This window comes from Ruegeria sp. YTSC004 (assembly GCF_059609805.1).
The window spans coordinates 725,673-751,036 of record NZ_JBXWMJ010000001.1 but is presented as its reverse complement, the minus strand read 5'-3'; the positions used below and the strand labels follow the sequence as shown (position 1 = coordinate 751,036).

At 52.9% G+C, this 25,364-nt stretch carries 23 protein-coding genes and 2 pseudogenes; 9 read left to right on the top strand and 16 right to left on the bottom strand.

Annotated features, from left to right (window positions below):
- Positions 1 to 260: 260 nt before the first annotated feature.
- Entirely contained in the window at positions 261 to 1,595 is a 1,335-nt protein-coding gene (locus tag AC2FFP_RS03675) for a tetratricopeptide repeat protein (protein ID WP_496880725.1), read from the bottom strand.
- A 163-nt stretch (positions 1,596 to 1,758) separates the two neighbouring features.
- Between AC2FFP_RS03675 and gntH the strand changes: the two genes are divergently transcribed.
- The 4 genes from gntH (at position 1,759) to AC2FFP_RS03655 (ending at position 6,945) form a co-directional block, all read left to right on the top strand.
- On the top strand, positions 1,759 to 3,090 hold the full coding sequence (gntH, locus tag AC2FFP_RS03670; protein WP_496880724.1) for a guanitoxin biosynthesis MBL fold metallo-hydrolase GntH: 1,332 nt from the start codon (positions 1,759 to 1,761) through the stop codon (positions 3,088 to 3,090).
- 64 nt (positions 3,091 to 3,154) lie between these two features.
- Positions 3,155 to 3,964 (top strand): hypothetical protein, encoded by an 810-nt coding sequence (locus tag AC2FFP_RS03665; protein WP_496880723.1) that lies wholly within the window; start codon positions 3,155 to 3,157, stop codon positions 3,962 to 3,964.
- On the top strand, positions 3,915 to 5,684 hold the full coding sequence (locus AC2FFP_RS03660; protein ID WP_496880722.1) for a hypothetical protein: 1,770 nt from the start codon (positions 3,915 to 3,917) through the stop codon (positions 5,682 to 5,684). Before AC2FFP_RS03665 ends, AC2FFP_RS03660 begins: the two co-directional genes overlap by 50 nt.
- Before the next feature lie 4 nt (positions 5,685 to 5,688).
- A complete protein-coding gene (locus tag AC2FFP_RS03655) occupies positions 5,689 to 6,945 on the top strand; it encodes a HupE/UreJ family protein (RefSeq protein ID WP_496843768.1) in 1,257 nt (418 codons plus the stop codon).
- Between the two features lie 87 nt (positions 6,946 to 7,032).
- Here the strand turns inward: AC2FFP_RS03655 and AC2FFP_RS03650 are convergent, their stop codons facing one another.
- The 5 genes from AC2FFP_RS03650 to AC2FFP_RS03630 all read right to left on the bottom strand — a co-directional run bounded on the left by AC2FFP_RS03650 (position 7,033) and on the right by AC2FFP_RS03630 (position 11,346).
- Complete coding sequence (locus AC2FFP_RS03650; RefSeq protein WP_496780497.1) at positions 7,033 to 7,593, bottom strand: transaldolase family protein; 561 nt, start codon at positions 7,591 to 7,593, stop codon at positions 7,033 to 7,035.
- 133 nt (positions 7,594 to 7,726) lie between these two features.
- On the bottom strand, positions 7,727 to 8,236 hold the full coding sequence (locus AC2FFP_RS03645) for a nucleoside/nucleotide kinase family protein (protein WP_496843767.1): 510 nt from the start codon (positions 8,234 to 8,236) through the stop codon (positions 7,727 to 7,729).
- 122 nt (positions 8,237 to 8,358) lie between these two features.
- Positions 8,359 to 9,141, bottom strand: coding sequence for an ATP-binding cassette domain-containing protein (locus AC2FFP_RS03640; RefSeq protein WP_496768948.1), 783 nt, complete (start codon positions 9,139 to 9,141; stop codon positions 8,359 to 8,361).
- Positions 9,141 to 10,211 carry an ABC transporter permease gene (locus AC2FFP_RS03635; RefSeq protein WP_496768947.1) on the bottom strand — a complete coding sequence of 357 codons (1,071 nt, stop codon included), beginning with the start codon at positions 10,209 to 10,211 and terminating at the stop codon, positions 9,141 to 9,143. Before AC2FFP_RS03635 ends, AC2FFP_RS03640 begins: the two co-directional genes overlap by 1 nt.
- A gap of 115 nt (positions 10,212 to 10,326) precedes the next feature.
- Positions 10,327 to 11,346 carry a sugar ABC transporter substrate-binding protein gene (locus tag AC2FFP_RS03630; protein WP_496768945.1) on the bottom strand — a complete coding sequence of 340 codons (1,020 nt, stop codon included), beginning with the start codon at positions 11,344 to 11,346 and terminating at the stop codon, positions 10,327 to 10,329.
- 186 nt (positions 11,347 to 11,532) lie between these two features.
- On the opposite strand from AC2FFP_RS03630, the gene AC2FFP_RS03625 reads away from it, so the two are divergent.
- Entirely contained in the window at positions 11,533 to 12,732 is a 1,200-nt protein-coding gene (locus AC2FFP_RS03625) for an ROK family transcriptional regulator (protein ID WP_496768943.1), read from the top strand.
- Between the two features lie 570 nt (positions 12,733 to 13,302).
- On the opposite strand, the gene AC2FFP_RS03620 is transcribed toward AC2FFP_RS03625, so the two are convergent.
- The 5 genes from AC2FFP_RS03620 to AC2FFP_RS03600 all read right to left on the bottom strand — a co-directional run bounded on the left by AC2FFP_RS03620 (position 13,303) and on the right by AC2FFP_RS03600 (position 17,526).
- Positions 13,303 to 13,671 (bottom strand): hypothetical protein, encoded by a 369-nt coding sequence (locus tag AC2FFP_RS03620; RefSeq protein ID WP_496880721.1) that lies wholly within the window; start codon positions 13,669 to 13,671, stop codon positions 13,303 to 13,305.
- Positions 13,672 to 13,930: 259 nt separating this feature from the next.
- Positions 13,931 to 14,857, bottom strand: a complete 927-nt coding sequence (locus AC2FFP_RS03615; RefSeq protein WP_496880720.1) for a hypothetical protein — start codon at positions 14,855 to 14,857, stop codon at positions 13,931 to 13,933.
- A gap of 913 nt (positions 14,858 to 15,770) precedes the next feature.
- On the bottom strand, positions 15,771 to 16,316 hold the full coding sequence (locus AC2FFP_RS03610) for a c-type cytochrome (RefSeq protein WP_170411849.1): 546 nt from the start codon (positions 16,314 to 16,316) through the stop codon (positions 15,771 to 15,773).
- 38 nt (positions 16,317 to 16,354) lie between these two features.
- Complete coding sequence (locus AC2FFP_RS03605; protein WP_496880719.1) at positions 16,355 to 16,822, bottom strand: DUF411 domain-containing protein; 468 nt, start codon at positions 16,820 to 16,822, stop codon at positions 16,355 to 16,357.
- Between the two features lie 74 nt (positions 16,823 to 16,896).
- Entirely contained in the window at positions 16,897 to 17,526 is a 630-nt protein-coding gene (locus AC2FFP_RS03600) for a cation efflux transmembrane domain-containing protein (protein ID WP_260026646.1), read from the bottom strand.
- Positions 17,527 to 17,668: 142 nt separating this feature from the next.
- On the opposite strand from AC2FFP_RS03600, the gene AC2FFP_RS03595 reads away from it, so the two are divergent.
- On the top strand, positions 17,669 to 18,016 hold the full coding sequence (locus AC2FFP_RS03595; protein ID WP_496880718.1) for a MerR family DNA-binding protein: 348 nt from the start codon (positions 17,669 to 17,671) through the stop codon (positions 18,014 to 18,016).
- A gap of 1,010 nt (positions 18,017 to 19,026) precedes the next feature.
- Here AC2FFP_RS03595 and AC2FFP_RS03590 read toward each other — a convergent pair.
- The 5 genes and pseudogenes from AC2FFP_RS03590 to AC2FFP_RS03570 form a co-directional block, all read right to left on the bottom strand.
- Positions 19,027 to 19,908: pseudogene (locus AC2FFP_RS03590) on the bottom strand (amidohydrolase family protein).
- An 820-nt stretch (positions 19,909 to 20,728) separates the two neighbouring features.
- Positions 20,729 to 20,908 (bottom strand): hypothetical protein, encoded by a 180-nt coding sequence (locus AC2FFP_RS03585; protein WP_496768931.1) that lies wholly within the window; start codon positions 20,906 to 20,908, stop codon positions 20,729 to 20,731.
- A gap of 492 nt (positions 20,909 to 21,400) precedes the next feature.
- A complete protein-coding gene (locus AC2FFP_RS03580; protein WP_496768955.1) occupies positions 21,401 to 21,580 on the bottom strand; it encodes a hypothetical protein in 180 nt (59 codons plus the stop codon).
- Positions 21,550 to 21,699, bottom strand: a pseudogene (locus AC2FFP_RS03575) (transposase); the annotation flags it as partial. The pseudogene AC2FFP_RS03575 and the gene AC2FFP_RS03580, both read right to left, overlap by 31 nt.
- 130 nt (positions 21,700 to 21,829) lie before the next feature.
- Entirely contained in the window at positions 21,830 to 22,522 is a 693-nt protein-coding gene (locus AC2FFP_RS03570) for a GntR family transcriptional regulator (protein ID WP_496768928.1), read from the bottom strand.
- Here AC2FFP_RS03570 and AC2FFP_RS03565 point away from each other — a divergent pair.
- From AC2FFP_RS03565 to AC2FFP_RS03555, 3 genes are all read left to right on the top strand, one after another.
- Entirely contained in the window at positions 22,511 to 23,833 is a 1,323-nt protein-coding gene (locus AC2FFP_RS03565; protein ID WP_496781163.1) for a TAXI family TRAP transporter solute-binding subunit, read from the top strand. The genes AC2FFP_RS03570 and AC2FFP_RS03565 overlap by 12 nt on opposite strands.
- Positions 23,834 to 23,905: 72 nt before the next feature.
- Positions 23,906 to 24,847, top strand: a complete 942-nt coding sequence (locus AC2FFP_RS03560; protein WP_496880717.1) for an aminotransferase class IV — start codon at positions 23,906 to 23,908, stop codon at positions 24,845 to 24,847.
- 61 nt (positions 24,848 to 24,908) lie between these two features.
- Positions 24,909 to 25,343: a hypothetical protein gene (locus AC2FFP_RS03555; RefSeq protein ID WP_496781164.1), complete on the top strand. Its 435-nt coding sequence runs from the start codon at positions 24,909 to 24,911 to the stop codon at positions 25,341 to 25,343.
- The last annotated feature ends 21 nt before the right edge of the window (positions 25,344 to 25,364 follow it).

Below are 25,364 nucleotides of genomic sequence, written 5' to 3'. Positions count from 1 at the left end.
TTTGCGATCGAACCCTTCTGTCAAACTTCAAAAAGTAATTGTGGCCACCAAGCAGACCTTCGCTGCTAGTGCAGCACCTATCATTACCAATGGCAGCAGCGCGCAGAAAGCAGACTTTGCAAAGTCGCGCTGAACGTCCCTTATCTGGGCTTCCGTTATCGATCTCAACTCCGCGCAGGTGATGTGCGTTTCGACCTGAGTGCCCGTGCCAGTAGAGATTATTTTAACCTTGGCACTGCGACCCGCTGTTATGCATCACCCTATCTTACTGGGCTTACCCAGCCTTGTTTTCGTAACTCGCGTAGCACCGCTTCTGCGTTCTCGACGTCTTTGTGGATACTTTTAAGCATCGCACCTATCGGTGCTTCCGGCCATGCGCGCTCAAGTTCAGCCAGTTTGGCTTTAGCCGCATGGTCTTGCCCCATGGCTGACAGCGCTGCCGTTACATAAGCAAGTGAAGGAGCGCTGAGCGGATCGCCAAGTTGCTTTGCCTCTTCAAAGCGCTCTACAGTCTTTTCATATTCACCAAGATGAAAGTACGTCGCGCCCGAGATATTTCTGTTAGCAAATCGTTGGTAACTGGGACCTAGCAGAGAGAGCCTGTCAGCCGTTGCAATTGCTTCCTCGAATTCGCCCGAGAACATCGCCACAGCACCAAGAAAGTCGAGCACAGCACCATCATTTGGATCAAGTTTTGATGCGCGTCTACTGAGTTGCAGCGCGGCGTCATAGTCGCGATTGGCAAAATTTGCCCAGCTTTTAGCAGACTGGCTCCAGGCTTGGTCTGGGGCAAGGCTAACCGCTTGGTTCGCCAGCTTCATGGCGGCATCAACATATTCGGTCTTGGCATCGGATGGCGGGGTTATCACTGCAAGGGACGCGAGTGCCTGCGCTGCACCGGCATATCCACCGAAATATTCTGGATCGATCTCGATCACACCTTCGAACACAGACAGAACAAGTAACTGGCGCTGTCGGTCGAAGATCGGAAATATCATTTTCCGCGCTTGTTGCGCCAAATTGAATGCTTGCAATGCTGCTGGGGATTTCTCGTAAATTGCCATGCGCTGCAAGTTCGCGTTCGAGTCAGTTACAGCTATGCCACTCACTTCGGCAAAGGCGGTTTCCTGTCCATCTTGGGCAAGACCGACTGCGACCAACGCACCAACGACGGCCCCAATGGTGAACGCCCCTGTGGGCAGTCCAAAGCGTTTGGCTTTTGTTGAGATTGATACCGCACCGGTTTCCAAGACAGTTTCGAACCGCGGCCTATATCCACCGCTATCGATACACAGTCGTACCGGATCATCCTTTCCAATACCCTCGTAATGCAGTTCCAAGAATTGACGAAGCCGCCGTGCATCGACGCGAACGATGTTTTCCGGATCAGTCCCCTCTGAGGTATCGCGTTCATAAACATCTTGAGCGATAGTCTTGCTGCGAATTTGATCTCCCCGACCGGCGAGCTCTTCCTCGACGATGTACGTCAGGAACGCCTGAAGCCTATCGGATCCATCTAGATGAGCATCCGCAAGCAATTTGCCGAGGGGAGCGCGCTTCTGACCGCCTGAGATGTTTTCAGAACTCCTCACCATATTCGTATTTTTGCAATTATCGGCGCGTGAGTCACCCCGTTATTCACCGTGAGTCACTTACGTGAATGTCCCTAAACCCTAGACTTGTAACCAAAACAGCGAGCCGGAGCGCGAAAACCCGCATTCCCCGCTCGCCAATCACCAAGGGACTGGAGGATGACACATGGCCCATCATTTGAACTACAGGAGCCTTAGCAAGCACTTCGTAATTGGTGCGATATTTGGCGCTTGGGCTGTTTCTCCTGAAGCGCTCACTGAATCGGTCATCGATTTAGTCGCCCCTTCGGCAGCATACGCGCAGGAAACAGAAGAAGTTTCTCCGACGATGGTGCGTGATCGTCCACGCGATGTTTACTACCCCAATACTGAAGATCTCGCCGAAGACGAGATGCGCGTCATCGCGTGTGGAACAGGAATGCCTACAACGCGGGCCGCTCAGGCTGCTGCGTGTTTCCTTGTAGAACTGGGCAACGGAGACAAGTTCTTGTTCGACATTGGTTCGGGATCGGCCGAGCGAATTTCTTCCCTGCAAATCCCGTACAATTATTTGGACAAGGTCTTTATCGGCCATCTTCATACTGACCATTTCGGCGCGTTGCATGACCTGTTCATCGGTGGCGCGTTGATGGGGCGAAACGTTCCGCTGCGTATATGGGGCCCAAGCGGGCCAGTCGAAGAACTGGGCACGGCATATGCGATGGAGCACATGCAAAAGATGCTGACTTGGGATCTGTCGGGCCGTGCTGGACTGATTGATTTTCGAGGATTCACCATGGAGGTGAACGAGTTCGACTATAAGGGCGAGAACGAAATCGTGTACGAAGAAAACGGTGTTGTGATCCGTTCTTTTCCTGCGATCCATTCACTCGATGGCCCAGTCAGTTACTCATTGGAGTGGAACAATCTGAAGTTCGTCTTCAGTTCAGATTCTTACCCCAACAAGTGGTTCGTCGAATACGCGAAGGACGCGGACATCGCAATCCACGAGTGCTTTGTGGCGGTGCCTGATCTGGTTGCAAAGATGAATTTCACTCCCGAGTCCGCCTTGCTTGTCGGCACTCAGGTTCATACTGCGCCTGAAGCTTTTGGGAAGATTATGAACGAGGTGAGACCGCGTATTGCTGTTGCCTATCACTTCTTCAACGACTTCGACACAAGCACCAACGTCTACGAGCGCATTAGGCAGACCTATGACGGACCTCTGAGCCTTGCGGACGACTTTATGGTTTGGAACGTCACGAAGGATGAAATCAGGGTACGCATGGCGGTGACAGAGGAGCGCACTTGGGCACCCCCGTCGGCCGCTCCAGCAGAGCTCCCAAACGACGAGGACCGCGTCGCGTATTCTGAAGAATCCGGAGTGCCCATCGAGGCAATGAGATATTCCGACTTCACAAACTCTGGTTTCTGGGACGTGGACGATGTGCTGCGCCCAATCTATGAGGAAGCTTCAGAAGCGCTTGGCAAAGACTTCCCGTATCCGAACGATGACTAAAGTCAAATTTGACCGGCGCGACTTCAACACGCGCCGGTTCTTTCAATTCTGATCGGAATTCTCTATGCGTCATACCTCATTGATTTCTCGCTATTTGCTCTGTGTTGGATGGTTGCTTGTCGCGATCTCCCACGCGGCAAGCGCCCAGTCACTTGCACGTTCCGAAGATGATGAGGGCGGTTGGCGGCACTCTATCACGCCATATTTGTTCCTTCCGCTCAGCACGTCTGGCACATCAACCATTGATGGTACTAGCGTCGATCTGGACCTTAGCCTGAGCGAGGTGCTGGACATCCTGCAAGGCGCAGCCTCCGTACGCTACGAAGGCTGGAACGGAGATTTCGGGATCATCTCCGAGGTCTACTACGTAAGGCTTGGCGAAGACGGAACCCTACCGGGCGGAAGAGCAGACGTTGATGTTGATGTCCGGCAGACTTTTGTAAACGTTCAAGGAGCCTACCGATTTGCGAACGGAGTCAATGCTTCGGGTCGACGTTACGCAGCAGATGCCACAATTGGCGTTCAGTGGAACCGGCTTAAACAAGAAATCGACATAGTTGGTCCTGGGCCCGGTGTAACGCTGGGCGGAACAGAGGATTGGTTCGAGCCGATGATCGCGCTCCGCTATGCGATGGAAATCAATGATAAATGGAGTTTCGCCAGCCGCGCCGAACTAAGTGGCTTCGGCGTGAATGGCGATGACCTGCAATACCTGCTTCTGGCCGGTTTCGACTGGAAAGGCTGGGAGAACACGTCCCTGCGATTTGGTTATCAGTTCTACGGAATTGACTATTCTACTGACCGCTCGGGCGGGGAGTTTGCCTATGATGTGGACCAGAATGGTATCTATGCTGCCGTCGCGTTTCATTTCTAAGATTGGCGGACGCAGCAAGACATGGGTTTGGGTGGGCTCAGCGCTTGCGAGTCTTGCGTTTGGCGCAAGCCAATCGATTGCAGATCTTGTGTCCCCCTACGGCGGAGAAACCGCGCCGAACTTTGTCGAGCTTTCGGTGCAGCCAGATCATGTTCGCGTTATCCTTGAGGTCGATTTGAGCGACTATCCCATATTCGTCATTCCAGATGATGGTTCGGGTATGTCGCTGGCTGAGCGTACGGGTCAAAACCTTCAGGTTTGGGCAGACGGCGAGGAACTGACCAGCGCGACGAATACGATTGATGTGCGACCCCGGACTTCGCGGCAGACAGCAGCGAGCGCTCAGTACCGACCACGCCCACGCAGCGAGTACGTCGTCTATGTGGATATGGAGTTTCCGTTCAATGGTAAGCCTGAACGGATCAAGTTTATTCCCCCGCTGAGCCCAGACGGGATTCCCCTGGCTTCACTTGGCGTTGTGGCCGAGCACATGGGTGTTCCGGTGACAGACTATCGTTACCTTTCTCAGGCTGAGACGATGCTGCCAGATTGGGATGATCCTTGGTTTAGCAAATTTGAGAATCCAAATTTCACCCGACACCACAAGTCCCCGATGATGTCTTTTCTGGCAATGGAACCGCGCGTCGTCCGGCACGAGATAATTTTGCGTTTGAAAGACTATGAGACTTGGGCGGATTTGGACTTTGGGGATACTGACCGGCTGACCACAGATGATGTCGTCAGGATCAAGTCTGGCGTCTCGGACTTTTTTGAGACCAGAAACCCGCTCGCCGTCGACGGCATGCCGATGAAACCGGAAACGGTGCAGGTCTCATGTATCAAAGTTGGGGCCGAAGGTTTGCGTGTTCTTCCGGATGAAGCGGAGGCAATCCGAAAGACGATGCTGCTGGGTGTTGTCCTTTCCTATCCGGTTGCGACCTTGCCGAACCGAGTTGATCTAGCATGGGAGCTTTTCCCGGATGGTCTGGATGTGATCCCGATCACCCTCTCCGATCCGGCTGGGGCAGTCCCTTCCCAGATTTATGCAACTGACCCCGTAGTAAACTGGAACAATCACCTGAAAACTTGGACAAACCCAAGAACGGGCCCGGTCGTTGTCAATGTCGCAGGTGTAACTCAGGTGCCTTCGATTGCGTTAGGCTTAGGCGTTTTGTGTTTGATATGCGCCTATTTTTCGTTGCAGCGTACAAACGGTCAGCGCCTGATCTTGCTTGGTCTGACTGGGGCATTCGGTGCCGCTGCGATTGTCACATACTCGTTGCAAAACCTGTCGACAGCGCCCGAGCCGGATGAGATCGCAACGCGTCAAATCTTAGAAGGGCTGGTGACCAACATCGGAACCACGATGCTTGAGACGCGAGATGACAATGCCGTGGCGACGATGGAGCCATATGTCGAAGCAATCAATCGCGACAAGGTTCAAGCAGAAATGCGTCGTGGCTTGTCGGTTACTTTGCCCTCTGGCGCCATGGCTCGCGTCGAAGCGATTTCAGACCTGAATGTCGAGAGCTTCACGCCCGGCGAAGAAAGAAATCAGCATCAGGCCCTCGCCAGTTGGACTGCCCGTGTAAGCGGAGGTCATTGGGGGCATCTACATAGGCAAGCGGTTTCTTATCGTGGCTTGCTAGATGTTTCGCGGCATGGCGACCAATGGATGCTTGATGACCTGACGATTATAAGCGCCAAAACAGGAGGGTAATTCTGTGGTAGTGGTTAGGTTGTTTTTTGCCACGTTCCTGTTTGCCATGATCTTTTTGTGCGCAGGCAGAGCAGAGGCGCATTTCAATCTAAACCAGAATGTCCGCATTCATCATGTGGCCCATTCGGAAGATGGCTTAGATGTCTATTTGCGCCTTCCGATGCCGTATTTGGTTGCGGAGCTCGTCGGTCCCGAAGGCCCGGACGGTTTGCCCGAACCAGCACCTTACACATACAATCAAATCGAAGATGGCGTGCTCATGCACTACTTGGATAAGGCCGCATTTCACAAAGACCCAACCGGCTTGGCTCGTATTGCTGTAAACGGCTTTGTGCTATCTATCGATGGTCACCGACAAACATCAGTAATCGTCTCGATAAGACTGCATCCAATGGGGCAAGAGCCCGGATTTGCTACGCTTAATGAGGCACGCGCGGCACTTGCTCAAAGAGATGATTTTCCAACAACGGAGATTTATGTTGGCGAGGTGATGGTTGACGTTCATCTGCGCTTTGTGACGGGAGAAATTGGAGCATACAGTTTATCCTACACTTCTGATCCGGGGCTTCCTGGACAAGAAGAAACGGCGAACCTGATCCTCGATTATAACGAGCAGGATGTTCGGACATTTCGTGCGCGGGGCCTGATGCATACCCCGGTTGATGTTTCCGGATCTGCGACCGCAGCCGCTTCGACCTTCTTTGTTGAAGGTATTCGGCATATTTTGGAAGGCCCCGATCATGTTCTCTTTGTGCTTTGCATGATCATCGGTGCTTTGAATTTACACAGCCTTCTCGCCCGTGTCACAGGCTTCACCCTAGGCCATACGGTAACGCTGATTTTGGGTTTCTTTGGCTTCGCGCCGAGCGGGGCGTGGTTTATCCCAACTGTCGAATTGGCAATAGCACTTTCAATAATCTACGCCGCTGCAATGGCGGTTTGGCCGCCAGAGAAAGGACATGGCGACCTCAAGGCCTTTGCCATCACGTCTGGCATTGGGTTACTGCACGGGTTTGGGTTCTCGTTCATGTTGCACCAAATTCTACGTGTGGATGCACCAAACGTTTGGCACAGCCTGTTGGCCTTCAACGTTGGAGTAGAGACTGGACAAGTCATGATCGTTCTATTGGTCTGGCCGTTGGTGTTGTTGTTGCGCAAACAACCAGGTCGTATCTGGGTCGGCTCTCGCGCCGCTGTTGCCGCTTGCGCAAGTCTGGTCGCAATGGTTTGGGTAGTAGAACGGGCAGAGTTCTTTCTCTGACACTTGGGTTGTTGACATGAAGCACGCAGCTGCTGGCAATCTGACACGCGGCTTTGGCCGATGTGCGGTCAGTTCTTTGCGTGTCACTCAATCTGCAAAGTCTTGGATTGAATGTCCGGTTTGGGCCGCCTGTGTAATATGATTGGGGCTTCTGATGGATGCTGCAATGATTTCGGTTTCAAGGCAATAATTGTCGAATATGCTTCGGATATCGCGGATGAGATCGATCCCGTCCAAACTGATGTCGTCCAATCTGCCAATGAAAGGCGACACATAGGTCGCGCCGGCTTTCGCAGCTAAGAGTGCTTGATTGGGTGAGAAACAGAGCGTGAGGTTTGTGCTGATACCTTCCATTTTGAAATGAGCACAGGCTCTGAGGCCCTCCAAGGTCAGCGGCAGTTTGACAACGACGTTGTCTGCGAGGGACGCGAGTTGCTCTCCTTCCGCAACCATTCCTGCGGCATCTAAAGCTGTAACTTCTGCCGACACAGGCGTATCCGTAAGAGTGCAAATTTCCGCAATGACTTCTTTGAAATCGCGGCCGGACTTTGCGATTAGACTTGGATTGGTGATAACTCCATCCAATAATCCGAAGTCTATCAGGTCTATAATTTCGTTTACTTCTGCGGTGTCCACAAAGCACTTCATAAGCTTCCCTCATCGTGTATAGGACGACGTTAATTGCACTGGAAAACGTCGGTAACCGTTAGTACCAGCAGATCGCTTTTGCGTCGGTTGTGTCTGATCAAAACGCGTAACGCATACCGAATTCGGTGTAATTCTAGTTCAATGTCAGGTCGGCTTTTTTGCTTTCTCTGAAGACAAGTTCAGCATTCGGCAGATCGATATTTGTCGCGCGTTGCAGGGCGGCTTTTGGGTCAAACCCATACTTGATCCAGCGGTTTTGCAGCCTCCTTTCAATCTCCTCCAAAGTCGGACTGATAAAAACCGTTGCGGCATAGACATCCGACAATTTTCTCCACGGGTCGCTTTTCATCAGAAGGTAGTTTCCCTCAACGACGATAGTCGGAGTTTCTGGGTGAACAGCAATCGCGTTGGCAATGGCCAGATCCATTTGGCGGTCGAATTTGGGGTGAAAGGACTCTTGTTGTGTAGACTGCAGTCCTCTGATTGCATTGCAAAACCCAAATCCGTCGAAGGTTTCTGGCGCGCCTTTTCTCGCTAGCAGACCACGCGACTCAAGTACGCGATTGTCCAGATGATAGCCGTCCATGGGTACCAGCGAGGCTAACGGAACCGCAGAACATTGTTGTGCGTTCAGCGTTTGCACAACGGTTTCTGCCAGATTCGACTTTCCGGATGCAGGGGGGCCGGCGATTGCGACAATCGTCCGAACCCCAACCTGCCTCCGGGAGGAGATCAGGTCGCACACGCGCTTTGCGTCCTGCTCGATCACGCGGCGTCTTCTTTTGGTGGTTCTTTGGCGCCGGTCATAAAGGCCACGGCGTCGGACATCGTGTAATCCTTGGGATCAATGGTGCAGAGCCTTTTGCCCAGCCGATGCACATGGATGCGATCCGCGACTTCGAAGACATGTGGCATGTTGTGACTGATCAGGATGATTGGAATGCCACGTGCGCGTACGTCTTGGATGAGTTCAAGCACCTTGCGGCTCTCTTTCACGCCCAAAGCTGCTGTGGGCTCGTCCATGATGATAAACTTGGTCGCAAAGGCGGCTGCGCGCGCAACGGCAACGCCTTGGCGCTGGCCGCCGGACAACGTCTCTATCGCCTGGTTGATCGACTGCACGGTCATCAGGCCAAGCTCGGTTAATTTTTCGCGGGCGAACTTCTCCATAGCTTGCCGGTCGAGCTGACGCATGTATTTGCCCATGAAACCCTTTTTGCGGATCTCGCGCCCCATGAACATGTTGTCCGCAATTGAAAGGGCAGGAGACATGGCAAGCTGCTGATAGACGATTTCGATACCCATATTGCGGGCGTCGATTGGAGAGCTAAAGTTTACCTTCTTCCCTTCGATCAGAATCTCGCCCTCATCCGGGATGGTGGCCCCGCAAATCGCCTTGACGATGGAAGATTTACCCGCACCGTTGTCCCCGATAACTGCAAGGATTTCTCCTTGTCGCAGTTCAAAGTCGGAATGGTCGATGGCGGTGACGTGGCCATAACGCTTCACGATCCCGCGCCCTTGGACGACTGGAGTTGTGTCTGACATTAGCCCGATACCTTTCTGATCCACTGGTCGACTGCGACCGCTGCGATGATGAGAAGACCGATCAACAGGAAGGTCCACTGTGCATCTGCGCCCAGAAGCCTCAGCCCCAGAGTAAACACGCCAACGATCAGAGCTCCGAACAACGATCCCAGAATGGATCCTCGCCCGCCGAACAATGAGATGCCCCCGATCACAACCGCGGTGATACTTTCAATGTTGGCCAATTGGCCGGAGGTCGGCGAGACCGACCCGATGCGCCCAATCAAAGCCCAGCCCGCAAAGGCGCAGATCAATCCGGACAGCATGTAGACGGACATCAGAGTTCTGTGGACGTTGACACCGGAGAGCTCGGCAGCCTCTGGATCGTCTCCGACCGCATAGACATGCCGCCCCCAGGCCGTGTGTTTGAGTGCATATGCCAACACAAAAATCAGGACGAGCATGAAAACGACGCCAACTGTAAAGGTCGCTCCACCAATGCTGAACTTGGTTCCAAAAAACTGAAGGAACGGCGCGTTTGCCTCAATATCCTGACTGCGAATGGTTTCGTTCGCAGAATACAGGAAGTTTGTAGCCAGAACGATTTGCCACATTCCAAGCGTGACGATAAATGGCGGGAGCTTAACTCGGCTGACAAGCCACCCGTTAAGGGCTCCGATCAAAGTTCCGACTGCAAGCCCGCACATAACGGCAATTGGCACTGGAATACCGTACCGAAACGTAAACTGCCCCATGATGACGGAAGAAAAAACCATGATCGCACCGACGCTCAGATCAATTCCGGCCGTCAGAATAACAAGGCTTTGCGCGGCAGCCACGATGCCCACAATCTGGACCTGTTGAAGGATCAAAGTCATTGCGAACGGAGAGAAGAACTTTGAGCCCAGAAGCAGGCCAAAAATCAACATTGCACTGACTAAGACAATAAGAGGTACAAAGGATGGATTGACGTGAAGAAGATGCTGCAACCTCCCCAGAACGCCACGCCGATGGTCCTCAAAAGCCGCAACAGTTTCTGTTCTGCTAGCAGCGGATTCAAATTCCTGGGCGCTTTGGTTTGCTTCGGACATATCTCCCCCTTTTCGCGGGCGGCGTAACGCCCACGAGATCAGTGTACAGGAAGTTTCGGTTTGCTGGTGAAAGGAGTGATGAGGCGCTCTCATGCGCCTCATTCATTAGGTCTTTTTAGCCCCAGCAGAGTTCTAAGCCTTCGGCGACCGAGATCGAATCCACGCCATCAACAGGTTGGTCCGTGATGAGCGCGACTCCGGTATCGTAGAAGTCTTTTCCGGGCGTGTTTTCAGGCTTTACGCCTTCTTCAGCCCATTTTTTGATAGCCTCGACGCCAAGCGAAGCCATCAAAAGCGGATACTGCTGGCTTGTGGCACCAATAACTCCGGCCTGCACATTTTGTACACCGGGGCAGCCACCGTCGACCGAAACGATCAGCACATCGTTTTCACGTCCAATAGATTTCAATGCCTCATAGGCACCTGCCGCCGCCGGCTCGTTGATCGTGTGAACCACGTTGATCGTCGAGTCCTTGGCCAGAAGGTTTTCCATGGCACGGCGCCCACCTTCTTCGTTGCCGTCGGTCACGTCACTGCCGACCAATCGAGCATCAGATTCATCGCCGATGACATTGGGGTCTGCCAGGTCCACACCGAAGCCGTCGAGGAAGCCCTGATTGCGAAGAACGTCCACGGTTGGCTGACTGACGTTCAGATCAAGCGTCGCAATTTTGGCGTCAGCCACTGCGTCGCCCATCTTTGCCTTCGCCCATTGTCCGATCAACAGGCCAGCTTTGTAGTTGTCAGTCGCAAAGGTTGCGTCAGCGGAATCAATCGGGCTTAGCGGCGTGTCCAGAGCGATAACCAACAGGCCAGCGTCACGCGCCTGCTGAACAGCGGGGACAATCGAGCTTGTGTCCGAGGCCGTCAGGAGAATTCCCTTTGCGCCGTCGAGAATACAAGTTTCAATGGCCTGAACTTGAGTTTCATGGTCGCCGTCGATTTTACCGGCAAAGGCCTTTAAGGTCATGCCAAGCTCTTCGGCCTTGGCCGTTGCGCCTTCCTTCATCTTTACAAAGAATGGATTGGTATCTGTCTTCGTGATCAGACAAACGGTTTCTCCGGCTGCGTGAGCAGATGCAGCAGCCACCGTAAGCGCGGTAGCAGATGCGGCAATCTTGAATAGATTTTTCATGTAGTCCTCCCAGAAAATTGTTGATGCCCCGCATGGCAGGCCAACGAGACTCGCCCTCATCCTCCAATGAAGGTCTATTTCAAGAAACTGTGATTCTAGTCTTTCTGTCAATAAATAAATAAAGTTTATTTATTAATTTACCGGAGTACCTTTTCATAAGAAAACAAGGTGTTTATGTTCAGGCTTATGGAGAGAGAAGCGCTCAACACACTGACCGGTGGGGTAAGTCAAAGCGGGGTTCGCGATCACAACGAGCGTCTGATTTTGACAGTTTTACAACGGCATGGGCCCGCCGCAGGCGCCGACGTCGCGCGATTAACGGGCCTGTCTCCTCAGACTGTATCAATCATTCTGCGCAAGCTAGAAAAGGACGCGATTCTCAAGCGTGGTACTCCACTGCGCGGGAAGGTTGGAAAGCCCTCAACCCCTATGGAATTAAACCCGGAAGGCATCTTGTCGGTTGGGATGAAGATCGGGCGGCGTAGCGCCGATCTGCTCTTGATCGACTTTACTGGCACGCCGCGCCGCGAACTTTCCACGACTTATGACTATCCGCTACCAGAGGTCATTTTCGGTTTTTTGGAGTCTGGTTTGGAAACGCTTCTGTCCCACGAGCCTCAGAGGCTTCGTGATCGTGTTTGTGGGATCGGGATCGGGACTCCATTTGAACTTTGGAAATGGCACGATCTGTCTGGGCTTGCTGCAAAAAAATTTAGGTCTTGGAGAAACGTGAATTTCTTTTCCGAGGTCGCCAAGTTCAGCGATTTGCCGGTTTTTGTGGTCAACGACGCGACAGCCGCCTGTCACGCAGAACATCTCTATGGACGTGGGGCAGAATACCGTGACTACTTCTACTTTTTTATTGGCTCAATGATCGGCGGCGGTGTTGCATTGAACGGCACCGTGTTCGAAGGCAACCAAGGCAATGCCGGTGCATTGGGCGCCATGCGCACGACCGGTCCTTTGGGTGAAAGCCAACAACTGATCGACACGGCGTCGCTGTTTTTGCTCGAGGACCGATTGATCGAAGCGGGTGTCGACCCGGGGATTCTATGGGAGAAGCCGCAGGACTGGAGCAGCATTTCTCGCTATGTCGAGCCGTGGATTGGCAACACGGCGCAAGAATTAGCTAAGGCCGCTCTTTCAATCTGTGCTGTCATCGACTTTGAGGCCATTTTCATCGATGGCGCGTTCCCGCCTGAGGTTCGGGAAGAACTGGTGTCTAGGGTTCGCCGTTACTTAGTCAATCAAGACAAACGCGGCTTGATTCCTCCGGTCGTTGAGGCCGCTGCGGTTGGGGAAAACGCTCGCGGCATTGGGGCGGCTAGCAGCCCAATTTTCCGCCAATTTCTATTGAATACCAATGCTGGGCTTTCTGGGATGTAGAGGAAGCTCGTCGTCGTCAAACTTCCTGATCAAGAAAGAATCGCGGATCCTGCTCAAGGAGGCGGCCTTTGAAGGGCCGCTTTGGCGCGGTTGCAGCGCAGTATAGAAAAAGCAGCGGAGGACCGGATTGGGCCGTCTGCGTGATCAGCTGGCGGCGGGGCAGGAGCCTGCGCTGAAAAGGCACCGAGGTCCGTAATGAGCCCAAAGCGGAAGTGCTCCATCTCTGAACCAAGCAGGCGCAACAAACTATTCGCCGAAGTCACCAGCTGCGTCGCAGAAAGAAAAGCGGCCATTCATTCAAAGCGCAGCGAACTTTGGTACGTCGATGTCTGAGTTGCGGACAAACCCGCCTGATGCGGGTGCAGCGAAACTTGTTTAGAACTCAAGCGGGCATTCACAGCACGTCAAGTCGTCCGGAGTCAAAGCGGCCGTTCGCAGCGCTGTTGGCTGACATTCCACATGCGGACTTTGGGTGCATTCGATCTTAAGACAGAACTTAAGAAACATCGCCGGTTCATACCTGAAGTCGCGAACATATCTTGCGCCAACGATACAGCAAATCTTCGTCCACTATCTCAACAGATCGTCCACGATGCCTACGGCGTCGATTACCGTCTGAGTGTCCTCTGTAATCTCGAGGATTTCATTATCCACCCTAATGTACTTGTTTCCCTTACCCGGCGGGGACAGGTTCCATTTGGAAAGGTCTCCTATGTCCTCCCAATCGACATCGTCTGGAAGTTTCGCGCCTCGGGTGTATCTTTTGATTTGACCGGGCGGCACAGCTTTTTGGCCTTTTCCAGGTTTGTCGACCTTGGCCTTGTTTCCCTTCCCCCCCTGAGCGTGTTCCGGTTTGCCCTTGTCTTTTGCTACGGCTGCCTCAGGGCCAGCAAAAACAAGAGCAACTGCCGTGAGTCCTAATACGACAAACTTTTTCATGTGGTTTCTCCTAAATTGCCGTTTTGAAACTATCCACGGATCTTGGCATCAATTTGTTGGCAAAGCGTCCATTCGTGCAATGCGAAGCTAACGACTGCATTGAGCTCAAAGCAGACTGTAATCGTAAATCGCCGAATGTAGACTTTCATGCGTGCTGCAATGAAGGACTGCCTAGTCGTTTTGCTCCGTGTCAGTGGACGGTATCAGAAAATTCGGCTGACCGCTCTTAGAAGTCAGCCGGGCTTACGCGGTTAAGGAATTAGGCCACAAAGGCGAAATCATCTATCGTGTAGCCGCTGAAATCCAGATCAATGGCTGAAGCCAGTTCCGCTGCAACCGAGTCGTCGACCGAGTAACCTAGGTCTTTCAAAGCATCCGCTGTCATCTGAGACATAAAGTTGCCATTCACATTAAAGACTGTCGTCATCAGTTCATCTCCAAAGGCCGCTTCTTCCCAATGGCCCAATGTGCCTTCTGTTTCGACCAGTGGCAGATTGTCGTCGGTGTCCAATGCTCCGCCGGTATATTCGATGACGTTAAATCCATCTCTGGGGTTTTTTGTGGTCAGATCCGGGACGAACTCCGGATCGCTTAGAAAGTCGCGCACGCCAGAAACTTCCCAAAGCGTACCAAGACCCAATACATGCATCATTTCGTGCAGAGCCAAATCATCCAAAGTTCCGAGATCCAGCAGAGCCGACAGGTCGTTGGTATCGAAGATGATCTCGCCTGTTACTGGCAGCCCGTCGGGCATCACGTTATCGGAAGACCGAACTGAAGTCGGACGACCCTGCGCGACTGTGCCACCTAGAATGTCGATGTCGGCAAGTGACAGATCAATCTGCACATCGTCGATGCCTTCGTCTTCGGTCAGACCGGCTGTGATGAGGCGCGACAAGTAATCTGCGGCGGAAGCTATTGCGCTCATTGCATCAAGCGTCCAACCTTCTCCCATAAACCTCAGATCGATGTTGAAATTATCAACAGCCTCGATGCCAAGAGCAGCGTCGGCTTCGACATCCGCAAGACCACTGGAGAATGTATAGCTCACCGTTGTGGAGTCGCCGCCGTCTCCTCCGCCGCCACCGCTTGGCGGGCCGCCGCGACCTCCGCCGTTACCGCCCTTGGCCGCAGCCCATTCGAATTCAACGCCGTCGTCTTCAAAACCCAGATCAACAAATCTCATAGTGCACCTCGCCCTTTATAATAGAGGCGCTGGACCACCCACTCCCGCGCGATCAGATAACAGATGATATTTGGCACATATCCGTCAAAATCCAAAAAATCCTGTTTTGACCCGCCTGATTGTCGTTGCGTGTCAGACAATGCACAAGGGCCGACGCAACTGTTTTGTATGTCGTGCCGATTTGACACAATTCGAAATGAATCCGCCAGGAGAGTTACCAGCGCGCGAATCATCCATATGATCTCAGTAAAGTTCAGCCTTTTTTCTGAACCTCACGGTCCAGAAAGTCCGCGATCCGAATTGTGTTTTTCGCGGCCACCTTGAGCAAGTTGTCGTTGATACACCAAAATTTTGGCCCATGGTCGGCGGGCTGCGAACTCTAGCTAAAGCGCGGTGGACCGATTTTCAGGGTGCGCTGGGATGATCTGGCTCGTCCAGCGAATGCTCACTGCGTCCGCAAATGAGATATCCGCGTCGAAAACTTCGCGGCGCCTAGAACGAACAGCCGCTTTTCTTTCTGCAACGCAGCTGATTGTTTGGTCAACTAGATTGCTGCATCTGCGAGTATCGGTGCCGGACTTGGTCTGCTTTGGGCTCGAAGCAGACATGCGGCAGTGCAGCGGTCGAAGGTTGAGCCTGTTCCCGTAAGCAGACTTTAGGAAAAACGAGATGACCCGGCGATTTCATCGGCTTGGCCAATCGTGCTGACATTCGTCTTCCACAAGCCACCCTTCGCACAAACCGGGCTGATCGACGGCTCAGAGCCCTAACCTGCTCGTTCTGCGATTTACATAAATGTCTGCTTCCGTGATGCTTTCTGGAATGGCGCAATGTCAGATTTGTTTCAGCTGAGAATTGGCGTCACAGTATCTTCAGCAAAAATCTCTACAAAAGGCAGCAGGTTAACAACAGATCAAGGGAACCCGGCGCGCATGTAAGCAATGATCTTCCAGATTTCTTCTTCACTCAGCGTTTGTTCAAAGGCTGGCATGTCTGTTCCGAAGCGTTCGCCGCCTTCGGAAACCGCCCATAGAAGGTACTCGTCCCCCGACATCGGCATCTGAACGAACCATCTGAGTAGGGCTGGAGATGGAACGAGCGAACGTCCGGCGTCACCGTCTCCTAAGCCTTCCGCTCCATGGCAACTCGCGCAGTTTTCCCTGTAAAGAGCCTGACCCTCAGCAACATTTTCGGGCGTAGCGCGAATGGTGCTTCTTGCCCCCCGATATTCTACGGGAACTCCCTCGTTCATATACGTCCAGTGTCGTTGCATGCGCTGTTGCTGACCAGGCCCCATATTGCCGTGCCCCCAACCACGCATATGATCGGACCTCATGTGGTTAGATCCCATTGGCCCGTGACCCCACCAACCTCCTCGTTGTTGTTGAGCGCAACCCACTGTAGCAATGGTGATAGACAGGATGCTCAAGGCAAAAACGCGTAATCCAAGCTGTGTCATCTTCTCCTCCTTACTGTTTCCGCTCGATGAATGTCGCCTCAGGCCGCTCCGTAACTCGTAAACACCTTGGTACTACGGTCCCTAAGGATCAAAAACACGTCGTAGGCCTCACGACGATCTTCCGGCCCCATCCCCGGCGAACCGTAGGGCATGCCGGGAACGGCAAGTCCGATAGCATTAGGTCGCTCCTCCAACAGGCGACGAATATCGGCGACCGGCACGTGCCCCTCGATCATATAGCCGTCGATCTCGCCTGTGTGGCAGGAGATCATTTCTTCGGGGATGCCGTTGTCCAGTTTGTGCCGGATGAGCTGTGTTCCAAGGCTGCGCTCCTCGGTAACGCGAAAGCCTTCCTGCCGCAGGATATCGATCCAAACCCGGCAACAGCCGCAATTTGGATCCTTCAGAACATGGATGGAAGGTGCGTTTTGCGCAAACGCGGCAAACGGTACTGTGCCGGCAAAGCCTGCAGCGTAAGTCAGTATTTGGCGGCGTTTCAGGTACATAGTGAGAGTCCTTTGTAAATATTCCTCATTTGAGCCAATTTCGCATCATTCGAGATCGAATGTCGTGATCTACGTCAAACATGCTGATGTTCGCCAACTTCCCGGCGCTCGGCGACTGCTTGGCGCACAATCTGGAAGGCCGAGGAGAGGAACAAGGAGGCCATGACCGCAGCAACAAGCAGGTCAGGCCATCCACTTGCCGTGCCCCAGACGCCGAGAGCGGCAAACATCACCGCCACGTTGCCGATGGCGTCGTTCCTTGAACAGAGCCAAACAGAGCGGACGTTTGCATCACCGTCTTTATAGCTGACAAGCAGCAACACACTGGCAAGGTTCGTCGCCAGAGCCAAAGCTCCGATGATGCCCATGATTTCCGCTTCTGGGACGCCGACATAGAAGACGCGGTACACCGTCGATCCGAATACCCAAAGACCCATCAAGAACAAGCTGATCCCCTTGGCCAAAGCCGCATTCGTGCGCGCGCGAATTGAGGCGCCGATCACGGCGAGCGAGATACCATAGGTCAACGCGTCTCCGAGAAAGTCGAGTGCATCAGCCTGAAGCGCTTGAGACTTTGCGTAGTGGCCGGCGGTCATCTCAACGACGAACATCGTCGCGTTCAACGCGATGACGATCCATAGCCGTCGTTTGTAATCATCCGATACGCCGTCGAACTTGGCGTCATGCCCGCAACATCCTGACATTGGAAAGCCCTTTTGAGTCCGCATCAGACATAGTGTAGTGTCTCTAGTGACTAGAGGTTCAAGAGGTATTTTCATGTTTTCGATCGGGGAACTTTCAAAGCGCACGAAGGTCAAAGTTCCGACTATCCGCTACTGTTAGGAGATGGGCCTGCTTGCCGCACCAGAACGCACAGAAGGCAACCAACGGCGCTACGACATGGCAGGGCTAGAGCGTCTCAGTTTCATCAAACATTCGCGCGATCTTGGTTTCTCGATTGAAGCAATTTCCGATTTGATCGAGCTTCAAGGCCACCCGGATCGGTCATGCCAAGAAGCGACGGACATCGCCGTCTCACAACTTTCCGACGTTAGGGCAAAAATTAAACGGCTACGCGCTCTCGAAAAAGAGCTGGTTCGGATTTCGAAAGGCTGTGGTGACGAGCGGGTGTCAGAGAACTGCTATGTACTCGCGTCTCTTGCCGATCATAAGCTCTGTCACCAAGATCACTAAACTATGAGCGGACATCGCTTCAGCCGCAGCAAATGGCTGTTTTGTCCGCAACTCAGACGCTCGATGCTCGCGCAGCGAACGACCGATTTTGAGTTGCCCCGATTTGGTAGACTTGAACGTCCGCTTTCGGGAAATCGCGCTGCAGTGCCGCGAACTCTCCGGTGATTTTGTTGGTGAGGAGGCGCGATGTTTGCGGCGACAGCATCCGGCAGCTTCGTCCGCAGAGCGGACATTTGGCACTCCTTTTTGTTGACTTTTGATTGTCTGCCCTGAGCCCAGAATGACCGATGCCGCACCGTGCATATCTGCGCAAAGCCGCACTTAGTCGAGCCTGACATTGCGACCGCAGCTAAGGTCTGCTGTTTATGGTCGACTGTTACTTTTTGCTGTTTGACAGAATGGTATAATCGCAAAAAGCGGCAAGCCGTCGTTCCCACTACATTCCTTTCGTGGGCCAACGGGATTTGGACAAGCCAAACGCCCTTGGCCGTCAGCGTGAGGACGCTGCCCTCCCCCTCAGGGAACCCTATTAGACAGGGCCGTGTCCTTGGCTGCGCCTGCGGACCGCACCACCCCTGTCGAATAGCAATGCCTCACCCCGTCCAGCGTTCGCCACGTGGCAGAATAGCCGGCACAGGCAGCTTCGCTGTCTGGCCTACAAATCAGCCCTGATTTTCCGAAAGGGAAGTCAGATCAAGCGAATCTGTTTGCGTGAGTATGAAATGGGGAGCGGGTTAGTCTATGGCACAAAGGTCAAATTCACCTGATGCCCAACGTTAGGGGCGCCTTCTGATGTCGAATGTTCACTGCTTTTCTGGTCCAACTATGACGGTTGGGTCGGTCTCGTGTGACTTTCAGCATTTATGTCGGGTGGCACATAGTTTTTTCATTTCTTCCTGGTTAATTTATTGATTTTAAACAGGTTGAATTTTCTCCGACGCACCAATCTTGTCATTTTGTGACTCAAAGGCCTTTCATTTGGACACGCCACTAAAACGACCCAAAAGCGATTACGCTGAAAACCGATATGCGGTCTGTGCTGCCGCGTAGTACAGGCTTTTTTGCTCTTCCTGGGTCAACTCGGCAAACAATTCGTTAAATGCGGTCCAAACCCTTTCATAGGACGATGTAAGCTCCTCGACCGGAAAATTACTGCCTAGCATGCACCGTTTCGAGCCAAACACATGTAGCACGTGCTCAACCAAAGGCCTGATAGTATCAACGCTCCAATGTGGGTCTGCTCGCGATCAACCCGAAATCTTCATGAACGTGTTCGGAAGCGCGGCTAGCGCGTTGATACCTTCCATCCATACTTGCAGTGCATGGTTATCACCCAAATCTGGTGACCCCAGTTGATCGATGATAACAGTCACATCCGGATGGTCCGAAAGGAACACCGCAAACTGGCTGAGGTGAGTATGCCAGCATGTCAGATCGAACGAAACATTAACATTGGCCAGCTTTGCAAAGCCGCGACACCAGGCGGATTTCTTCAGCATGTCTTCTTCGAGAATATCCGGCCGAGGTAAAGGCTTTTCCCACCAAATATCTTGGCGGATACCAGCGAAAACAGGATGGCGCGCATGTCGCTCCAGTTTGCTTTCCAAATGTGGATCGGAAAGATCCGCATAGGCGACGAACCCGGCGATCTGGTTGCCATTCGGATGCTCATCAACCGTTTTCTGAAGCCACGCCGTCTCTTCAACGGGGTCAAGCGCATGGTTGACTTCTGCCTGCACAACTACGAACGAAGTGCCCACATTTGAAGATTCAGAGATCGCATCATCCAAAAGATAGGTTTCAGGCAGATTGGAAAATGACCCGCTTTGATACCAACGATAGTCAAAGCGAGCTGTGTCCCAAAGGTGAAGATGCGTATCGACCTGCTGCATTTTCATATCTCCGTGCACAGTGTGCTGGAGCCTACCACAGTCCCGTACGACCAATGACGACTTTACGCTTTTCGAAGCTTTTACATCAACCAACGAACGACCCCTCTCACCCTGACGAATCCAAGCAAACCGCCGAGGTAAAGGTTCATCGAGGCGCCAAGTGCAATGAATCCCGAATGTCCGAAGACCGTAACTGTCTCGATGGCCTGTTCGGTGCCAGACACAAGGCTGAGCCAGGCCAGGCATTGGGGAACAATTCTGTGCTCACCAAATCCACGCCTGCACCTGCGCGGTTAGCGCAAATCCAAAGACACGTGCAATTAACCACATAGCGATGAGGCGAGGGAAGCAATGCCGAAACCTGAGTGGCGAAAGTCATCAGGCCCGAAGACACAAAGGTCGAAGCCCAGACATAAGTTCGCGCCCGCATGCCATTTTCAGAGAACCAGCTTGCAACTTCAGTCCCTGTCGACTCGATTGTGGGAACCGCGCTTCCGCGGGCGACAAAGCAGAAGACTAAAAACGCGCACGTGAAAAGAACGTTTATGAATAGAAAATTTCCTGCGGTGAGGCGCATTGGCAGTTCTTTCATCTAAAAATCGTAGGTCGGCAATTTTCTGACCTGTGCAACGCTTGTGGAATGTCGAAATGGATGCTGATGTCTAATTCAGAATAAACCGCACCCAGCGCAGAACCTCGACAAGGTAACTTGTTTCCACTCTTCAGACTGATTGCAGGCAACACCGATCATCTGAGGACGGAAAGCTCTGGCATGCCGGAGCTCTCCTGGTCGAGCCAATGTCCCTGTTGTGATGTTCAATCAGTCGGTGAATTTGTATTCTCCCAGATCGCACAGGTTCAGCCGAAAATCCTTGGCTTCCCAACCGTCGGCAAAAGTTCCGCGAATGTCATAGATGCAGGTCGTCAACCGATCAGCAATATCAACATCAATTTCGTATCCTGGTGCGAGGTAAACACCAGCCAGGAGATTTTCTCCCAATCGCCGGATGACGCTGGAGAGACATTGAATTCGACAAGATCAGAGCTGCTTTCATTGTAGAGGAGGAATGCGAAGTCCTCCGCTACCGCAGGGGAATAGGCCGCTGTGGCGACTGCAACCAGCGCCGCCAGGATAGGTTTTTTTATCTGATAGATCCTTCTGTAAGAGATAATTTTCGTCGACCAACTACTTGAACGAGATATGAGTGACGGCACGGCGGTTCTGAAGTAAACCAGCCTGCATCGCGTAGCGCAGCCAATAAGAAGCTTTATTCCTTACCTCACCATAGGACGCGCAGACCAGCGGTTGCACCGATGCCGCAGTTGCCGCTTGTCTCGATGGACTGGCGGTAAGACACTTCTCCAAAAAGGGCGCTTCCGTTGGTCCAATCCAGAGCTCTGCCATAACCGATTTCAGCCCAGTTTCTGTCACCGCGCGAGGACAGTTCCGCACCGGAAACGGTGACGTTGGATACACTTGAGAGGTCATGGATTAAGTTTTGAAGTTGTAGTTGGCGATATAGCGCTCCCGCATGTCGATGGCCCCCCAATCGACCAGTGTCGCCTCTCGAAGGCGAACCCCCGTGTCAATCAGGTAAATGAACAGGTCGTAGGCCTTTGACCGTGCTGAGGCGTCGGGATATACAGCGTCTTTGGCGGCCCATATTCGCAAGGGGCATCAGACCAGCGCAACCCATTGCGATTGATGAAAATAATGCCGCTCAACACACGCCGATCATCAACCCTCGGCTTGCCATGGCTCTTTAGAAGGTAAGGCCGAAGACGCTCCATCTGTTCGTCTGTCACTCAGAATAGATTGCTCATGATATACCCCTGAAACAATGGGGCTTTACGCACGCAGCCGAGTTAGTGGCAACATATTCAATGGGTCCAGAACTAATTTGAGTTTATCATCTTCCGTTCACACGCGTTTTTTTTGAGCGTTTCTTTCATTCAGAAATTTCATCGTGTTTTTTAACCCTTGCCGCATGTGGTCTTCAAGGTGATCCAACATGGCATCCAAGCTGTTCCCTTGGGCAAGGTGGAGGTATTTGTCGTGGGAATCCCGGAGTGGACCGCCGCGCCCGTGCGCTTTTTGGTGCATAGCAAAGTAGAACTGGAGGTTAGGTTTTAGGCGCTCCCAGCTTTGCAGTAGAAGGTTATGCCCCGAAAGTTCATAGCACCATGAGTGAAGGTGCATTTCAGCCATGATCGCGCCGTAGGGATCGTTGTCCGAGATGCAGTCGCATAGCCTGTCGTTGCGCATTTGCAGGTCGGCGAGGCTCATGAGGTCACGTTTGTCCCAACAGAATTGAAACGCCATCTTCTCGAGTCCCGTTCGGAACGAATAGATTTCGTCCAGATCAATCGGATCCAGCGTACGAAGGAAAGTTCCGCGATAAGGAATGTAAACAAGAAGCCCAATCTCACTCAATTGAACCATCGCTTCGCGCAATGTAGCGCGGCTGACATCCAACTGAGCGGCGACCTGGGTTTCAAGCAGTTTTGCCCCGGGCTCCAGATCTCCGGTCAAGATTAACTTCTGCAGGCGCTCCAGCGTTCTGTCTTTCAGTGTATCGCCGGATTTCTCTGCGGATGCTGTTTGTCGTGTCATGTCGATCCCGTTGATAGAACACCCTGTGAATGGAAAGCGAGATTACTTCGTGAAGCCAGGATAGCCAGAAAATTAACCGCAGCTGAACTTCCATTTTCGGTAGGGTGTTCAACTGCAGCGACCTCATTTCAAGGTAGCCAACATTTGGAAGATTGTCGACAATTACTCGAATTGTCGACAATTGTAAAAACACGTAGTATCGTCGTATCAGGTGGGGATTCGAAAAGCTCCGAACCTTGGCTGCGACGACGAACCCATCGGCAAGAGATGATCACACGGTCTGGAACCGGAGTGACGCAACAGGTGAAAAGGGAGTTATACATGTTGTCGACCGGCATCCTCAAAAAGAGAATACATACCGGGCTTGCAGCGTTTGGCGCGGCCGCGCTTCTGGCCGGTGCCCCGGCTAAAGCGGAAGAGTTTCTGACAATCGGTACTGGCGGTGTCACCGGCATTTACTATGCCGTTGGCGGCGGCATTTGTCGGCTGGTCAATCAGAAACGCAAGGAACATGGCATTCGCTGCTCGGTCGAGAGCACGGGTGGTTCAGTTTACAACCTGCGCACTATGCGCGAGGGTGAGTTGGAAATGGGAATTGTCCAGTCCGACTGGCAGTTCCACGCCCTGAACGGGACCAGCCTGTTCGAAGAAGACGGGCCAGATTCCGAACTCCGCAGCTTGTTTTCGCTGCATCCTGATACGGTCATTATCGCCGCTCGCAAAGACACCGGCATTGAGTCCCTGGACGATCTCGGCGGTCGGACCATCAATTTGGGCAATCCTGGCTCCGGCACACGCGGCACCGCTGAAGTTCTCGTGGACGCTATGGGCTGGGACATGGATCACTTTGGACTGGTGACCGAACTGAAATCAGCAGAACAATCTTCGGCCTTGTGCGATAATACCATTGAAGCGTTTTTGATGGTCGCGGGTAACCCGGTGGCAAACGTTTTGGAAGCTGCCACAACATGCGATATCAACATCATTCCTGTTGACGGCGATGCAGTACAGACGCTGGTTGAGAGTAAGCCCTACTATGGGAACGTAACCATACCAGGCGGTCTTTACCGAGGCGTAGATGGAGATGTTCCGTCCTTTGGTCTTCCGTCCACTTTCGTGACCTCCTCAAATGTACCGGAAGAAACCGTGTATGTGATGGTCAAGGCGGTTTTTGACAACTTTGATGCCTTCAAGTCATTTCACCCGGCTTTTGCCAACCTCAAGAAAGAGGAAATGGTGATAAATGGGTTATCCGCACCAATGCATCCCGGCGCCGAGCGCTATTTCCGCGAAGTCGGGCTTCTTAACTAAACAAACAACCGAGGTGGCGGTTGCCGCCGCCTCTGCACCCTTTCAACAAAACGCCCACCTACGAGAAACAATATGAGCGAGCAAAGCCTGAGCCATTCCACTCACGACGCGCAGGAAGACGCGCGCAATCAAGACATTAAGATCTTTCTCAACGGAAAGATCGTGCCGCGAGGCGAGGCGGTGGTGTCCGTCTATGACTCTGGCTTCATGCTGGGCGATGGCATGTGGGAAGGGCTGAGGCTCTATAATGGCACGTGGGCGTTCTTCGACGAACACATGGACCGGTTTTTCAATAGCTGCAAAGCCGTTTCGATCGATGTTGGCATGACCAAGGACGAGGTCCTGCAAGCGCTGAATGAGACCGCTAAGGCCAACGGTATGACAACGGACGCGCATTGCCGGTTCATGGTGACACGCGGGCCAAAGGACAAGCCGTTTCAGCACCCCGGGTTATCTCGATCCGGACCTACGGTGGTTGCGATCATGGAACATTCGAAACCGGCAGACAGCCTAATGAACAAGGGCATTCGCCTGGCCGCCGTGCCTCAGGTGCGCGGCCTGCCGATGAGCCAGGATGCTAAGTATAACAGTCACTCGAAACTGAACTGCGTTATCGCATGTCTGCAGGCTGAACAGGCTGGCGCGGATGAGGCCCTCATGCTGGATCCACTTGGGTTTGTGAACACCACAAATGCCTGCAACTTCTTCATTGTACGCCGCGGTGAGGTTTGGACCTCCACTGGAGACTACTGCATGAACGGGGTCACTCGCCAAAAGGTCATAGACCTGTGTAGGGCCAACGACATCCCGGTGTTCGAGAAGAATTACTCGCTTTATGAAGCGTATGGAGCCGACGAGGCCTTTTTGACGGGCACTTTCGGTGCGCAAACACCTGTCGCTTCAATTGACGGGAAAACGATCGGAGAACATGAAGGTGCTGGCCCGATGACACGTCGCCTACGCGAGCTCTACAAGGATCTCGTGAAACGAAGCACCCTGAAGGTTGCGAGTTGAGTTCATGGTAAAGATCGCGGCTTGCGCCTGAACCAACTGGCAGGCGCCCGAACGAGGCTCTTTGACGTTCAAAATCAAAAATCGCCGCAGCCATATGGATCGCAAGACAAACCTTGCACGGCCTGGTCTGAACTGGGCCGAAGCCAGCAGCGTTGATGGCGAGCAATTCAAGCTTGAAGCATTCTGTCGGCTCGCAATCTCACCGGACCCGAAGAACACACCGTTTTTTCAGTTCATCGAAAACCCATTGTTGAATTCGGCGCAATCCAGCGTCACCCTGATCGGCCTGCGGACGAGGATTGTTTTCCAAGGAAGGCCTGTCCAATTTTTCTTGGCAGGCGGCGCATGGAGTAGAGTTTTCGCCGCCCAGATGGATGATTCTTGGGTTCAGACGCGTGCCAAAATGTGCATTTTCGGTTATTTGGCATTTTTTGTCATAAAAATGAATGAAAATTCAATTAGTTATCTTCGCCTACGGGAAACCCCCAATTTCTGAATACAGGTCGATTCGTTAGGG